This is a genomic window from Isoptericola sp. NPDC056578 (assembly GCF_042793275.1).
Classification (GTDB): domain Bacteria; phylum Actinomycetota; class Actinomycetes; order Actinomycetales; family Cellulomonadaceae; genus Isoptericola.
Genome location: NZ_JBHTVC010000061.1, coordinates 15021 through 29167, shown reverse-complemented (window position 1 = coordinate 29167; position 14147 = coordinate 15021). Strand labels below are relative to the sequence as shown.

Genomic DNA, 14147 nt, shown 5'->3' with positions numbered 1-14147 from the left:
GTGCACCTTCTGAGACGTCAGAAGGTGCACAACCGCCTGTTCGGCGGTGCTCGGTGGGGTCAGGCGATCGCGTCGAGGACGGCGAGGTCGTCGTCGGTGAGCCGCAGGGCCGCGGCGGCGACGTTCTGCTCCAGGTGCGCGACGCTCCCGGTGCCGGGGATGGCGAGGACGTGCGGCCCGCGGTGCAGGGTCCACGCGAGCCGCACCTGGGTCGGCGTCGCGTCGTGCCGTGCGGCGACGGCGGCCACCTGCTCCGCACCGGTCTCGTCCGGGGTTCCTCCCGGCACCGCCCCGGGAACGGCCGCTCCCATGGAGAAGAACGGCACGAATGCGATGCCGAGCTCGCCGCACCGGGCGAGGAGGCCGTCGTCGGCCCGCTCCGTGAGTCCGTACCGGTTCTGCACGCACACGACGGGCGTGATCTCCAGCGCCTCCTCGAGCTGCTCCGGCAGCACGTTGGAGACGCCGACGTGCCGCACCAGGCCCGCGTCGCGGAGCTCGGCGAGGGCGCCGACGTGCTCGGCCACCGACCCGGGCTCGCGCCCCAGGCCGGTGCCCCAGCGCAGGTTCACGACGTCCAGCTGGTCCAGTCCGAGCTGGCGGATGTTCTCCTCGACCTGGCTGCGCAGCTGGTCGGGCCGCGCGTACGGCTCGAAGGCGCCGTCGCGGGACTGGGAGGCGCCGATCTTCGTGGTGATCACCAGGTCGTCGGCGTAGGGCTGCAGGGCGGCCCCGATCAGCTCGTTCGCGGACCTCGTCGGGAAGAAGTAGAACGCGGCGGTGTCGACGTGGTTCACGCCCAGCTCGACGGCGCGGCGCAGCACGGCGATCGCGTCCTCGCGCGGTCGGGGGGTCGCGGACCCGAAGGAGCCGACGAGCCGCATGGCGCCGAGGCCGAGCCGGTTCACGGTGCGGTCGCCGAGCTGCCAGGTGCCGGCAGCGGCGGCGTCGGGAACGGCGGCGGACACCGTGGTGGGGGTGGTGGCGGTGGTGGCGGTGGTGGTGGTGGAGGCTGTGGTCGAGGTCGTCATGCCGTCCAGCCTTGCCGCGGTCACGCCGGGACGGACGCGGATGGCAGCTTGTTGCCGCCCCTGGCAGGACCTTGCCACCCGGGTGCAGGATCGAGGGCATGCAGACCGGAGAGGCCGTCACGATCGTCCGGGGCGAGGAGGAGCTCCTCGCCCGCACCGCGCACCTGTTCGCCACCGCGACCGACGTGGCGTGCGCCGCCAACGACCTGTTCACCTGGCAGGCGGCGCACCGGGCGGAGGGTCTCGCGGCGGAACGTCCGCCGCGGGGCGCGGCGACCGTCCGCAAGGTCTACCGGTCCGGCGTCCTGCTCGACCCCGTCGCCACCCGGCACCTCAAGCTGCTGCGCGACCGGTACGGCGCGCAGGTGCGCATCACCACCGACGAGATCAACGAGACGATCGTGCTGGACCGCCGGCTCGTGATCCTGGCGGGCGACCTCCAGGCCGGGCGCCGCTCCTACAGCGTGATCACGCAGCCCGAGGCGGTGCAGGGCGTCACCTCGTTGTTCGACGCGGCCTGGCGGTCGGCGACCGACCTCGCCGTCTTCGACGCCGGCATCGCCGAGATCCGCGCGATCGCGCCCCAGGTGCTCGACCTGCTCGGTCAGGGCGTCAAGGACGAGACCGCCGCCCGTGCCATGGGGATGGGGGTGCGCACGTACCGCCGCCGCGTCGCCGAGCTGATGGCGGCCCTCGGCGCGGGCTCGCGGTTCCAGGCGGGCGTGCGGGCGCGGGAGCTCGGCCTGGTCTGAGCGGTCCTCAGCCGTGCCGGGTGGGCACGTACACGAGCTCCTGGGTGCGGCCGTCGAGCGTGCGCGTCTCCACGAGCTCGAGGTCGAAGTCCGCGGCCCCGCGGAACAGCGGGTCGACGCCGGTCTGCCCGGTGATCACCGGGAACAGGGTCACCCGGAGCTCGTCGACCAGGCCCGCGGCCATCAGGGCCCGGTTGAGCGACAGGCTGCCGTGCGACCGCAGGGGCACGGGGGACTCCTGCTTGAGCCGGCCGACGACGTCGACCGCGTCGCCGGCGGCGACGGTCGCGCCGCCCGGCCACTCGAGGGGTTCGCGCAGGGTGCTCGACACCACGGTCGCGGGCGTGCGGACCATGCGGGTGACCCACGGGTCGCGCACGTCGGAGTCGGCGGTGCCCGCGGCGAGCATCTGCACGAACGCCCGGTACGTGGTGGCGCCGAGGACCATCCGCTGCTCGGTGTCGAACAGGTGGAGCCGGTGCTCGAGCAGCTCGGGTCCCTGCTTGCCCCAGTAGCCGGTCCAGTCGCCGTGCGCGGCGCCGAACCCGTCCAGGCTGGAGAAGACGTCGAACGTGTAGGTCGTGGCCATGGTCAGCTCCTCGGTCGGCAGGCCGCCGCAGTTCTTGAACATGACTGTACGACTTCGGCGTCCTAGCCGCCCGGGCGCACGAGTCCCGTCTCGTAGGCCAGCACGACGAGCGCGGCGCGGTCGCGGGCGTCGAGCCGCGTGAGCAGCCGGCTGACGTACGTGCGCGCGGTGGCGGGGCTGAGGTACAGGTCGCGGGCGATCTCGTCGTTGGTCAGCCCGCGGCCCACCCGCACGAGCACCTCGCGCTCGCGCTCGGTGAGGCCGGCGACGGCGACGTCGTCGAGCCGGCGTGGCGCGGCGGCGACGGCGCGCATCGCCGCGGCCGTGACGGCGGGGGACAGCAGCGAGTCGCCGGCGGCCACGGTGCGGATCGCGGCGCGCAGGTCGTCGGGGGAGACGTCCTTGAGGAGATAGCCGGCCGCGCCCGCGCGGATCGCCTCGACCACGTGCTCGTCCTCGTCGAACGTGGTGAGGACGAGCACGCGGACGTCCCGCAGCGCCGGGTCCTCGACGATCGCCCGCGTCGCCCCGATGCCGTCCAGGGCGGGCATCCGCACGTCCATCAGCACGACGTCGGGCCGCAGCTCGCGCACCCGCGACAGGCCGGCACGGCCGTCGGCCGCCTCGCCGACGACCGTGATGTCGCCGTCGAGCTCCGCCAGCGGTCGCAGCCCGGCGCGCACCAGCTCCTGGTCGTCGACCAGCACCACCCGGATCATGCGTCCAGCCTCGCCGGGAGGTCCGCGACGACGGCGAACCCGCCGCCCGGCGCGTCGCCCGCGGTGAGCCGGCCGCCCAGCAGGCCCGCGCGCTCGCGCATCCCGGCCAGCCCTGCCCCGGTGCCGGGGGCGGGACCGGTGCCGCGGCCGTCGTCGGTCACGGCCAGGCGGAGGCGTCCGTCGTCGACGTCCGCCTCGACCCGGACGTGCCGGGCGTCCGCGTGGCGCAGCACGTTGGTCAGCGCCTCCTGGGCGATGCGGTACGCGGCGGCGTCGATCGCGTCGCCCAGGGCGCCGGGCGCGACGGCGTCGACCACCTCGACGTCGACGCCCGCGGCCCGCACCGGTGCGACGAGGCCGTCGAGGCCCGCCAGGCCGAGGGCGCCGCGCGGCGCGGCGCCGGGCGCGGGCTCGCGCAGCACCTTCACCGTGGCCCGCAGCTCGTCGAGGGTGCCTGACGCCGCCTCCCGGACGCGGGCGAGCGCGTCGCGCGCGGCGACGTCGTCCCGCCCGACCGCCTCGTCCGCGACGCCGGCGTGCAGCGCCACCACGGACAGGTGGTGCCCGACGGTGTCGTGCAGGTCGCGGGCGATGCGCAGCCGCTCCGCCTGCAGCCGCTCCTGCGCGGCGTGCGCCTCCTGCTCCGCCGTGAGCTCGCGGACCAGCGCGGCGCGTTCACGGGCCTCGCGCGCCAGCCGGACGGCGACGCCGAGCGCGACCGCCGCCGCGGTGAGCGCGACGTTGGTGACCAGGTCGTAGGCCGTGAGCGCGGCGCTCGGGTCGACGTCGTCGCCGGTGACGCGGAACCAGGTGGCGACCGCGACGAGCACGACGCCGGTACCGGCCGCCCAGCCGGTCCGGCCGCGCTCCGCCGCCGCGTACAGCGCGGTGACCGCGGGCAGCACCATGCCGATCGGCGCGAAGCCGAGGGCGTAGTACGCGCACACGCCGAGGAACGTGAGCACGAGCATCGTGCGCGGGGCGACGCGGCGCAGCAGCACCAGCGCGCCGAACCCCACCGCGAACAGGTAGGCCGCCGCGCCGGCGTCGCCCTGGCCCGACGGGTCGGCCGCGATGACGACCGCGACGACGAGCGTCGACGCCAGCGCCAGGACGACGTCGGTCACCCACGGACTCGGCGGCGCCGTCACGGACGAGGTCATGCCGCCAGGCTAGGCGCCGCCACTGCTCGGCGGCGGGGTGGTCCGGGTCCGGTCAGGGTCGGTGTCGCCCCCGGGCGACAGCAGGAGACGCTCCCGGGCCGATGTGGCGCCCCCGGGCGACGGGGATCGTCGGGGCATGACCTCGAACCAGCACCTTCCCCAGCCCGCTCCCCAGCCCCGCCCCCAGCCCTCGGCGCCGCCCTCGATGACGGCGCCGCCGCGCGCCGGCATCTCCTGGCCGCTCGTCGCGGGGCTCGCGTCGATGGCGCTGCTCTGGCCGCTCACCGGGCTCACGGGCCTCGGCGGCACGGGCGCGCCGCGCGCGCTCGGCATCGTCGCGCTCACCGCCGTCGTGTGGATCGGGGTGGTCGGGTTCGGCCGCGTGCCCCGGCCGGTCGCGACCCTGACCCTGACGGGCCTCGCCTTCGGCGTCGTCGCCCTGCTCGTCTCGACCCTGTTCGGCGGCATGTCGGTCGGGTTCGGCGACGACGGCGCCCCGGCCTGGACGGCGCTCCCCGCCCTCGCGATGGACGCCGGCTGGGGCGCGCTCGCGGGCGTCGTCGCGCTCGGCGTCCAGAAGGCCCGCGGCGGCGCCCGATGACGACGCCGGCACGACGACCGACGCGCCGCGCGGTGCTGCGCGCGGCGGCGCTCGCCGCCGTCGTCCCCCTGGTGGCCTCGGGGTGCGGCGCGATCCCCGGCTCCGTGACGCCGGTGGACGAGCCGGCGTTCGACCGCGCGCTGCCGGTCCCGCCGCTCGCGGAGTCCGACGTGGTGGACGGCGTGCGGACGTTCCGCCTCACCGCGCAGGAGGGCACGGCCGAGCTGCTGCCCGGCACCCGGACCCCGACCTGGGGCTTCGACGGGCCGTACCTCGGCCCCACGCTCCGGGCGGAGCGGGGCGAGAAGGTGGCCGTCGAGGTGACCAACGACCTCGACGTCACGACCTCCGTGCACTGGCACGGCATGCACCTGCCCGCCGCGATGGACGGCGGCCCGCACCAGCCCGTGGAGCCGGGCGCCACGTGGCGGCCCACCTGGCGGATCGACCAGCCCGCCGCGACGCTCTGGTACCACCCGCACCCGCACGGCGAGACGGAGGAGCACGTGTACCGCGGCCTGGCCGGGCTGTTCCTGCTCGACGACGACGCGTCGCGGGCCGCCGACCTGCCGCAGGATTACGGCGTCGACGACGTCCCCGTCGTCGTGCAGGACAAGGTGCTCGACGACGCCGGGCGGCTCGTGCTGGAGGACGACGGCGGCGAGCCGGGCACGCTCGGCGGCACGGTCGTGACGAACGGCGTCGCGGGGGCGTACCAGCAGGTCACGACCGATCGGGTGCGGCTGCGGCTGCTCAACGGGTCGACCGCCCGCACGTACTCCCTCGGGTTCGCGGACCGGGGGATGGTCCTCGTCGCGACGGACGGAGGGCTCCTCGACGCCCCGGTGCGCCTCGACCGGGTGCGGCTCGCCCCGGGCGAGCGGGCGGAGGTGGTGGTCGCGATGTCGCCGGGCGAGACGACGCGGCTGCGCTCCGCCGAGACGGACCTGGGCAGCGTCGCCGCGCCGTTCGCGATGGGCGGCAACGACGCGTTCGACGTGCTGGAGCTGCGTGCCGCGGACGAGCTCGCGCCCTCGCCGGTGCCGTCGTGGGGGCCGTCGGAGCACGCCGCCGAGGACGCGCTGCACGAGGAGGACGCGACCGTGACCCGCACGTTCGACCTCGACGAGCGCACCATCAACGGCGAGCGCATGGACGCCGGGCGCATCGACGAGGTCGCGACCGTCGGCAGCACCGAGGTGTGGGAGGTGCGCAACACCATCCCCATGCCGCACAGCTTCCACGTGCACGACGTGCAGTTCCGCGTCCTCACGGTCGACGGCCAGGCGCCGCCGCCCGAGCTCGCGGGCCCGAAGGACACCGTCTACCTGGAGCCGCGCCGCACCTACCGGCTGCTGATGCGGTTCGAGGACTACACGGACGACGTGCTGCCGTACATGTACCACTGCCACATGCTGCTGCACGAGGACGAGGGGATGATGGGCCAGCTCCTCGTCGTCGAGCCGGGGTCCGACGCCGGGCCGGGGCCGTCGGCGGCGCTCTCGGGTCACGACGCCGGGCACGACGGCGGGCACGACGCCTCCGGTCCCGTGGTGGGCGACGGGTACGGGCCGCGAGGCGCGGCCGCGGCGCACGACCACGGGTGACGTGCCACGCTGGCCGCGTGATCGCGCTGCTGTCGGCCCCGACGAACCTCGGCCTGCGCCCGCCGGCCCCGGGCAGGGCGCCGGGTACCTGGCGCGCGCCGGAGGCGCTGCGCGCGGCGGGCCTGCACCGGCGCCTGGAGGCGGCGGGGGCCGTCGACGCGGGCGTCGTCGAGCCGGCCCCGTACGTGGACGACGACGGCCGCCGCCCGCCCGGCACGATCCGCAACCAGGCGGCGGTCGTCGACCACGCGCGGCGTCTCGCACGGCGGGTCGTGGAGCTGGTCGACGGCGGGCGGGCGCCGCTGGTGCTCGGCGGCGATTGCAGCCTGCTCGTCAGCGCCGGCCTCGCGCTGCGCTCGGTCGGGGCGGCACGGGGCGGCGGGCTGGTCCACGTGGACGGCCACACCGACTTCCGGCACCCGGGCAACAGCGACGCCTGGGGCAGCCTGGCGGGGGAGGACCTCGCGGCGGCCGTCGGGCTGCACGTGCCGGAGGTCGCGGACGTCGACGGGCTCGGGCCGTACGTCGACCCGGCCCGTGCGGTGCACGTGGGGTGCCGGGACGACGACGAGCACGCCGCCGAGGCGCGCGGGCTGCTGGCCGGCGTCGTCCCGGCCGCGGAGGTGGTCGACGCGGGCGGGGCGGCGGTCGCGGACCGGGTGCTGGCGGTTGACGGGATGCGGGACGGGTTCTGGCTCCAGCTCGACGTGGACGTGCTCGACCCGGCGTGGATGCCCGCCGTCGACAGCCCGGACCCCGGCGGGCTCGACCCGGACCAGCTCGTCGAGCTGCTGCGGCCGCTCGCCCCGTGGGCGGTGGGCGCGTCCGTCACGGTCTTCGACCCCGAGCTGGACCCGGACGGACGGTACGCCGCCACCGTCGCGGACGTCGTCGTGCGCGGCCTGGGCGCCCTGGGTTCGCGTCGCTGAGCAGCGCGAACGGGCTGGCGCACCGGTCGACGACGGTGCCAGGATCGCCGCATGCCCACCCTCCTGCCCGTGACGTTCGCGCCGTTCTCCGCCCCCGAGCAGCCGGCGCTGGAGGTACCCGCCGTGGGCGCCCGGCTGCGGCCGTGGCGGCCCGAGGACGCCCCGGCGGTGCGCGCCGTGTACGCCGACGACGCGATCCAGCGGTGGCACGTCCGCGTCCTGGGGTCGGACGACGAGGCGCGCGAGGTGCTCGACGGCTGGCGCGCCGGCTGGGCCGACGGGCGTGAGTCGAGCTGGGCGGTGGCGGACGCCGCCGCCGACGCCGTCGTCCTGGGCCGCATGGTCGTCAAGACGTTCGACCCGCACGGCGTGGGCGTCGTCGCGTACTGGACGGCCCCGGCGGCGCGCGGACGCGGGGTCGCGCCCGCCGCGCTCGACGTCGCCGCCGCGTGGGCGTTCGAGGCGGGCTTCCACCGGCTCGAGCTGGTGCACTCGATGGACAACGCGCCGTCGTGCCGTGTGGCCGAGAAGGCGGGGTTCGAGGCCGAGGGCGTGCTGCGGCAGTCCGTGCGGCACCTCGACGGCTGGCACGACATGCACGTGCACGCCCGGGTGGCGGGCTGACGCCCGCGGCGGACGCCGGGCGGGCGTGGGTGGGTCGTGGAAGCATCGCACCGTGACCAGCAGCGACGCGGACCGCCTGCGCGACCTCGCGCTGCTGCGTCGTGTGCGCGACCGGATGGACCGGGAGTTCGCGCAGCCGCTGGACGTCGAGGCGCTGGCCCGGGGCGTGCACATGTCGGCCGGGCACCTGAGCCGGCAGTTCAAGGCCGCGTTCGGGGAGTCGCCCTACAGCTACCTCATGACGCGGCGCATCGAACGGGCGATGACGCTGCTGCGCCGGGGCGACCTGAGCGTCACCGAGGTGTGCTTCGAGGTGGGGTCGTCGTCGCTCGGCACGTTCAGCACGCGGTTCACGGAGCTGGTGGGGATGGCGCCCAGCGAGTACGCGCGGCGGGCCCGGTCGTCGGCGGCGGGGGAGCTGCCGTCGTGCGTCACGAAGCAGGCGACCCGACCGGTCAGGAATCGAGAAGCGCCGGCCGTGGACCTCCACCTAGCGTGAATTCCATGAGCGACATCGACATCACCATCCACACGACCTTCCTTCCGCACACCGACCCGGAGGCCTCCCTGGGCTTCTACCGCGACCTGCTCGGCTTCGAGCTGGTCCAGGACGTCGGGCAGGGCGAGATGCGCTGGCTGACGTTCGTCTCGCCGGCCCAGCCCGAGACCCGCCTCGTCCTCAACCCGCCCGCCGCCGACCCCGGCATCACCGAGGACGAGCAGCGCACCATCCGCGAGCTCATGGCCAAGGGCAGCTACCAGTCGATCATCCTCGGCACCAAGGACCTCGACGGCGTCTTCGCCAAGCTCCAGGCCGCCGACGCCGAGGTGGTCTCCGAGCCCACCGAGCAGCCGTGGGGCGTGCGCGACTGCGCCTTCCGCGACCCCGCGGGCAACATGGTCCGCATCGACCAGGTCGGGTGAGCGCCGTGACCCAGCAGCAGGCGACGAAGCGCCCGAAGGGCACCCCTGGACCGCTGTCCCTGTGGATCCAGCGGCAGGCCAACGCCAGCACCGCCAAGAAGATCCGCCGCAAGGGCGGGCAGATGATGGGCATGGAGCTGCTGGTCCTGCACACCGTCGGCCGCCGCACCGGCGAGGCCCGCGAGAACCCGCTGGCCTGGTTCGACGACGGCGCGGGCGGCCGGCTGGTCGTCGCGTCGGGCGGAGGCAGCCGGCACCCCGGCTGGTTCGCGAACCTCGTCGCGCACCCGGAGCAGGTCGCCGTCGAGCTGCACGGCACCGGGACCACCCCGGTGACCGCGCACGTGCTCGACGACGCCGAGCGCGCCCGGGCGTGGCCGGCGATCGCGGCGGCCGCGCCGACCATCGACAAGCACCAGAGCAAGAGCGACCGGCAGTACCCGGTCGTCCGCCTCGTCCCGGCCGGCGCCTGACGTGTGCGTCCCCGGGATCCCCCGCCTCACCCGGACGACCACCACCCGGGCCGACGGCAGCGAAGGAGTGGCCATGAGGTTCCGTGCCGTCGTCGAGCCCGCCCAGAAGATGCAGGGTCTGGAGGTGCCGCCGGAGGTCGTCGAGGCCCTCGGCGGCGGCGCCCGGCCACCGGTGACGATCACGGTGAACGGTCACACGTGGCGCAGCCGGGTCGCGATCATGCGGGGCCGGCACCTGCTCGGCCTGAGCCGGGCGAACCGGGAGGCCGCGGGCCTCGAGGTCGGCGCCGACGTGGAGGTCGAGCTGGCGCTCGACACCGCGCCGCGCGTCGTCGTCGAGCCCGACGACCTCGCCCGGGCGCTCGACGCCGACCCTGTTGCCCGTACGGCGTACGATGCCCTTCCGCCGGGCCGCCGGCGCCGCCTCGTGCTCGACGTCGACGGGGCCAAGCAGGCCTCGACACGCGCCCGCCGCATCGACAAGGCTCTTGCCGAGCTGCACGGCTGACGCCCGAGCGAAGGAGAACCCCTGGTGACCGTCACGGACCCCTCGACCACCGCCCCGTCGTACGGCACGACGGCGAGCGTCGTCGCGGTGCACGCGAGCGCCGTGCACGGTTTCAGCAAGCCGGCCCTCGACGGGGTGCTCCTCGTCGAAGGGGTGGGAGTCGAGGGCGACGCGCACGCCGGGGTCACCGTGCAGCACCGCAGCCGCGTCGCGAGGGACCCGTCGCAACCGAACCTGCGCCAGGTGCACCTCATCCACGCGGAGCTCTTCGACCTGCTCCGCGAGGCCGGCCACGCCGTGGCCCCCGGGGACCTGGGGGAGAACCTCACCACCCGCGGGATCGACCTGCTGGCGCTGCCCGTGGGCACCCGGCTGACGATCGGGGCAGCCGTCGTGACCGTCACCGGGCTGCGCAACCCCTGCCGGCAGATCGACGACTTCCAGCCCGGCCTGCTCAAGCAGGTGCTGCGCCGCGGGGCCGACGGCGGGGTCGAGCGGCTCGCCGGGGTGATGGGGATCGTGTCGCGCGGCGGCACGGTCCGCCCCGGGGACGCGATCGGCGTCGAGCTGCCCGCCCCGCCGCACCTGCCGCTCACCCGCGTGTGACCCCACCCGAGGACAGCACGAGCACATCCACGGCGCACCCGAGCCGCCACGACCGAAGGAGCCCCCGGTGACCGCCACCGAGTCCCGCGCAGAGTCCCCCGCCACGACGTCCTCGTACGCCGCCGACGCGCACGACGTCATCCGCGTGCAGGGCGCCCGCGAGAACAACCTGCGCGCCGTGGACGTCGAGATCCCCAAGCGCCGCCTCTCCGTGTTCACGGGGGTGTCGGGCTCGGGCAAGAGCTCGCTGGTGTTCGCGACCATCGCCGCCGAGTCGCGGCGGCTCATCGACGAGACCTACTCGACGTTCGTGCAGGGCTTCATGCCGTCGCTGCCGCGCCCGGACGTCGACGTCCTGGAGGGCATCACCACCGCGATCCTGGTGGACCAGGAGCGGATGGGCGCCAACGTGCGGTCCACGGTCGGCACGGTCACCGACGCGAACGCCATGCTGCGCAACCTGTTCAGCCGCGTCGGCGAGCCGTACGTGGGCCCGCCGACGGCGTTCTCCTTCAACATCCCGACCTCGACGGCGAGCGGCGTGTTCAGCACGGGCAAGGCCGGGGGCGAGGTCGAGAAGAAGGTCGTGCGCAACCAGGTGTACCTGGGCGGCATGTGCCCGGAGTGCGAGGGCCGCGGCACCGTCTCCGACCTGGACCTGTCCGTGATCGTCGACGAGTCGCTGTCCCTGCGCGACGGCGCGATCCTCGTGCCCGGCTACAAGGCCGACGGCTGGATGGTGAAGGGCTTCTCGGAGTCGGGCTTCGTCGACGGCGACAAGCCGGTGCGCGACTACACGGAGGCCGAGCGGCACGACTTCCTCTACCGGGAGAAGGGCAAGGTCAAGGCGCTCGGGATGAACATGACCTACCAGGGCCTCATCCCCAAGCTGCGCGAGTCGCTGTTCAGCAAGGCACCCGAGTCGCTGCAGCCGCACCTCCGGGCGTTCGTCGAGCGGGCCGCGGTCTTCGTGCCCTGCCCCTCCTGCGACGGCACCCGCCTCAACGAGTCCGCCCGGTCGGCGAAGGTCAACGGCGCCGGCATCGCCGACGTGTGCCGCATGCAGATCACCGACGCCGCCGAGTGGGCGCGGGGGATCGACGACCCGGGCGTCGCGCCCCTGGTCGGCGCCCTGCTGCACCTGTTCGACAAGTTCGTCGAGATCGGGCTGGGCTACCTGTCGCTGGAGCGGCCCGCGGGCACCCTGTCCGGCGGCGAGGCGCAGCGCACCAAGATGATCCGGCACCTCGGATCCGCGCTCACGGACGTCACCTACGTCTTCGACGAGCCGACCGTCGGCCTGCACCCGCACGACATCGAGCGGATGAACGGCCTGCTCCTGGAGCTGCGCGACAAGGGCAACACGGTGCTCGTCGTCGAGCACAAGCCGGAGGCGATCGCGATCGCCGACCACGTGATCGACCTCGGCCCGGGCGCCGGCACGGACGGCGGCACCATCTGCTTCGAGGGCACGCTCGAAGGCCTGCGTGCGAGCGGCACCCTCACGGGCCGGCACCTGGACGACCGGGTCAGCGTCAAGGAGTCGGTCCGGGAGCCGTCGGGCGCGCTGGAGATCCGCGGCGCGTCGCAGAACAACCTGCGCGACGTCGACGTCGACGTCCCGACCGGCGTCCTGACGGTGGTCACGGGCGTCGCGGGCTCCGGCAAGAGCTCGCTGATCCACGGCAACCTCGCCGGTCGCGAGGGCGTGGTCGTCGTCGACCAGGGCGCGATCAAGGGTTCGCGGCGCTCCAACCCCGCCACGTACACCGGGCTGCTGGAGCCGATCCGCAAGGCGTTCGCCAAGGCGAACGGCGTGAAGCCGGCCCTGTTCAGCGCGAACTCCGAGGGCGCGTGCCCCACCTGCAAGGGCAACGGCCGCATCTACACCGAGCTCGGCTTCATGGAGACCGTCGAGACGCCCTGCGAGGACTGCGGCGGCAAGCGGTTCATGGCGTCGGTGCTGGAGTACACGCTCGGCGGCAAGAACATCGCCGACGTGCTCGACCTGTCCGTCGCGCAGGCGCACGCCTTCTTCCGCGAGGGCGAGGCGAAGATCCCCGCCGCGCACAAGATCCTGGCCCACCTGGAGGACGTCGGGCTCGGGTACGTGAAGCTCGGCCAGCCCCTCAACACGCTGTCCGGCGGCGAGCGGCAGCGGCTCAAGCTCGCCATGCACATGGGCGAGAAGGGCGGCACGTACATCCTCGACGAGCCCACCACCGGCCTGCACCTGGCCGACGTGGCGAACCTGCTCGGCCTCCTCGACCGGCTCGTCGACGCCGGCAAGACCGTCATCGTCATCGAGCACCACCAGGCCGTCATGGCGCACGCCGACCGGATCATCGACCTCGGCCCCGGCGCCGGGCACGACGGCGGCACGGTCGTCTTCGAGGGCACGCCCGCCGACCTCGTGGCCGCCCGCTCCACCGTGACCGGCGAGCACCTCGCGGACTACGTCGGCGCCTGAGCCGGGACGGCGGGAGGGACGAGGATGGACCGCTTCGCGGGGCGCGTCGCGCTCGTGACGGGGGCCGCGCACGGCATCGGCGCCGCCGTCGTCCGCCGCCTGTCCGCCGAGGGGGCGACGGTGGTGCTGGCCGACGTCGACACGGCCGCGGCCGAGGAGACGGCGGTGGCCCTCGGGCCCGACGCGCGCGGGCGCACGCTCGTCGTGCCCTGCGACCTCACGGACCCGGCGTCCGTCGACGCGGCCGCGGCCGCCGCCGTCGCGCGGTGGGGCCGCCTCGACGCGCTGGTCAACGTGGCGGGCGGGGCGCTGCCGCACGCGGACCAGCTCGACGGCGGCACCGACGCCGACTGGGCGGCCACGGTCGACCTCAATCTCGCCGGGCCGGCGCGCGTCGTGCGCGCCGCCGCGCCGCACCTGACCCGGCCGGGCGGCGCCGTCGTGCTGGTCGGGTCCGTCAACGGCCTCGCGGCGTTCGGCGGCGACGCCTACTCGGCCGCGAAGGCGGGGCTGGGGGTGCTGGCGAAGAACCTCGCCGTGCGGCTCGGGCCCGACGGGGTGCGCGTGAACGTCGTCGCGCCCGCCACCGTCCGCACCCGCGTCTGGGACGACCAGGGCGGCCCCGACCGCCTCGCGCCGATGTACCCGCTCGGCCGCGTGGGCGAGCCGGAGGACGTGGCCGCCGCCGTCGCGTTCCTCGCGTCCGACGACGCCGCGTGGGTCACGGGCGTCACCCTGCCCGTGGACGGCGGCGTGCTCGCGGGGCCGCTCGCGTCGTTCGGCCGCCTCGCCGACGAGACCTGAGGGCGCGCGCTATCGTGACGGGACGGCCTCAGGACCAGGACCACGAGGGGAGACGACGTGGGTGACGCCCTGCTCGTGCTGGCGCGCGACGTGTCGTCGTCGCTCGCGGTCCTGCTCGGCACGCCGACGCTGACGACCCTGCTCCTCCTGGTCGGTGCCGCCGGCCTGGCCGCGATGGCGCTGAGCTTCGTGGCTCGCGCGACGGCGGTCGGACCGCGTCTGCTGCCCGTGACCGCGCCGGTGGTGCGGCGCGACGGCGAGCTGCCGCCGCTGGTCACCCAGAGCGATCCCCACGCCCCCGGCCGCCCGCGGCCCCGGGCTCCCGGCGTCCTCGCCGGCTGAGCTCC

At 75.2% G+C, this 14147-nt stretch carries 17 protein-coding genes; 13 read left to right on the top strand and 4 right to left on the bottom strand.

Annotated features, from left to right (window positions below):
• Positions 1-59: 59 nt before the first annotated feature.
• Positions 60-1031, bottom strand: a complete 972-nt coding sequence (locus ACFQ80_RS18790) for an oxidoreductase (protein WP_430564710.1) — start codon at positions 1029-1031, stop codon at positions 60-62.
• A 98-nt stretch (positions 1032-1129) separates the two neighbouring features.
• On the opposite strand from ACFQ80_RS18790, the gene ACFQ80_RS18785 reads away from it, so the two are divergent.
• Positions 1130-1783, top strand: a complete 654-nt coding sequence (locus ACFQ80_RS18785) for a DNA-binding response regulator (protein ID WP_430564709.1) — start codon at positions 1130-1132, stop codon at positions 1781-1783.
• A 7-nt stretch (positions 1784-1790) separates the two neighbouring features.
• Here the strand turns inward: ACFQ80_RS18785 and ACFQ80_RS18780 are convergent, their stop codons facing one another.
• The 3 genes from ACFQ80_RS18780 to ACFQ80_RS18770 form a co-directional block, all read right to left on the bottom strand.
• Positions 1791-2372: a dihydrofolate reductase family protein gene (locus ACFQ80_RS18780; RefSeq protein WP_430549181.1), complete on the bottom strand. Its 582-nt coding sequence runs from the start codon at positions 2370-2372 to the stop codon at positions 1791-1793.
• 62 nt (positions 2373-2434) lie between these two features.
• Positions 2435-3091, bottom strand: coding sequence for a response regulator (locus tag ACFQ80_RS18775; protein ID WP_430564708.1), 657 nt, complete (start codon positions 3089-3091; stop codon positions 2435-2437).
• Positions 3088-4254 carry a sensor histidine kinase gene (locus ACFQ80_RS18770; RefSeq protein ID WP_430564707.1) on the bottom strand — a complete coding sequence of 389 codons (1167 nt, stop codon included), beginning with the start codon at positions 4252-4254 and terminating at the stop codon, positions 3088-3090. Before ACFQ80_RS18770 ends, ACFQ80_RS18775 begins: the two co-directional genes overlap by 4 nt.
• A 136-nt stretch (positions 4255-4390) precedes the next feature.
• Here ACFQ80_RS18770 and ACFQ80_RS18765 point away from each other — a divergent pair, with 136 nt between their 5' ends.
• The 12 genes from ACFQ80_RS18765 to ACFQ80_RS18710 all read left to right on the top strand — a co-directional run bounded on the left by ACFQ80_RS18765 (position 4391) and on the right by ACFQ80_RS18710 (position 14142).
• Entirely contained in the window at positions 4391-4855 is a 465-nt protein-coding gene (locus ACFQ80_RS18765) for a hypothetical protein (protein WP_430564706.1), read from the top strand.
• Positions 4852-6462: a multicopper oxidase family protein gene (locus ACFQ80_RS18760; RefSeq protein WP_430564705.1), complete on the top strand. Its 1611-nt coding sequence runs from the start codon at positions 4852-4854 to the stop codon at positions 6460-6462. Before ACFQ80_RS18765 ends, ACFQ80_RS18760 begins: the two co-directional genes overlap by 4 nt.
• Before the next feature lie 17 nt (positions 6463-6479).
• Complete coding sequence (locus tag ACFQ80_RS18755; RefSeq protein ID WP_430564704.1) at positions 6480-7391, top strand: arginase family protein; 912 nt, start codon at positions 6480-6482, stop codon at positions 7389-7391.
• Between the two features lie 51 nt (positions 7392-7442).
• The gene (locus tag ACFQ80_RS18750; protein ID WP_430549175.1) at positions 7443-8015 is read left to right on the top strand and encodes a GNAT family N-acetyltransferase; all 573 of its coding nucleotides are present in this window, start codon (positions 7443-7445) and stop codon (positions 8013-8015) included.
• Between the two features lie 52 nt (positions 8016-8067).
• On the top strand, positions 8068-8514 hold the full coding sequence (locus ACFQ80_RS18745) for a helix-turn-helix transcriptional regulator (protein ID WP_430549174.1): 447 nt from the start codon (positions 8068-8070) through the stop codon (positions 8512-8514).
• A gap of 14 nt (positions 8515-8528) precedes the next feature.
• Positions 8529-8939, top strand: coding sequence for a VOC family protein (locus tag ACFQ80_RS18740; RefSeq protein ID WP_429763216.1), 411 nt, complete (start codon positions 8529-8531; stop codon positions 8937-8939).
• A gap of 5 nt (positions 8940-8944) precedes the next feature.
• On the top strand, positions 8945-9412 hold the full coding sequence (locus ACFQ80_RS18735; protein WP_430564703.1) for a nitroreductase family deazaflavin-dependent oxidoreductase: 468 nt from the start codon (positions 8945-8947) through the stop codon (positions 9410-9412).
• Positions 9413-9485: 73 nt separating this feature from the next.
• A complete protein-coding gene (locus ACFQ80_RS18730; protein WP_430564702.1) occupies positions 9486-9920 on the top strand; it encodes a YdeI/OmpD-associated family protein in 435 nt (144 codons plus the stop codon).
• Between the two features lie 24 nt (positions 9921-9944).
• Complete coding sequence (locus ACFQ80_RS18725; protein WP_430564701.1) at positions 9945-10526, top strand: MOSC domain-containing protein; 582 nt, start codon at positions 9945-9947, stop codon at positions 10524-10526.
• Positions 10527-10593: 67 nt separating this feature from the next.
• Complete coding sequence (locus ACFQ80_RS18720; protein ID WP_430549170.1) at positions 10594-12996, top strand: ATP-binding cassette domain-containing protein; 2403 nt, start codon at positions 10594-10596, stop codon at positions 12994-12996.
• 24 nt (positions 12997-13020) lie between these two features.
• A complete protein-coding gene (locus tag ACFQ80_RS18715) occupies positions 13021-13800 on the top strand; it encodes an SDR family NAD(P)-dependent oxidoreductase (protein WP_430564700.1) in 780 nt (259 codons plus the stop codon).
• Positions 13801-13857: 57 nt separating this feature from the next.
• Positions 13858-14142: a DUF6412 domain-containing protein gene (locus ACFQ80_RS18710; RefSeq protein WP_430549168.1), complete on the top strand. Its 285-nt coding sequence runs from the start codon at positions 13858-13860 to the stop codon at positions 14140-14142.
• Positions 14143-14147: the final 5 nt, after the last annotated feature.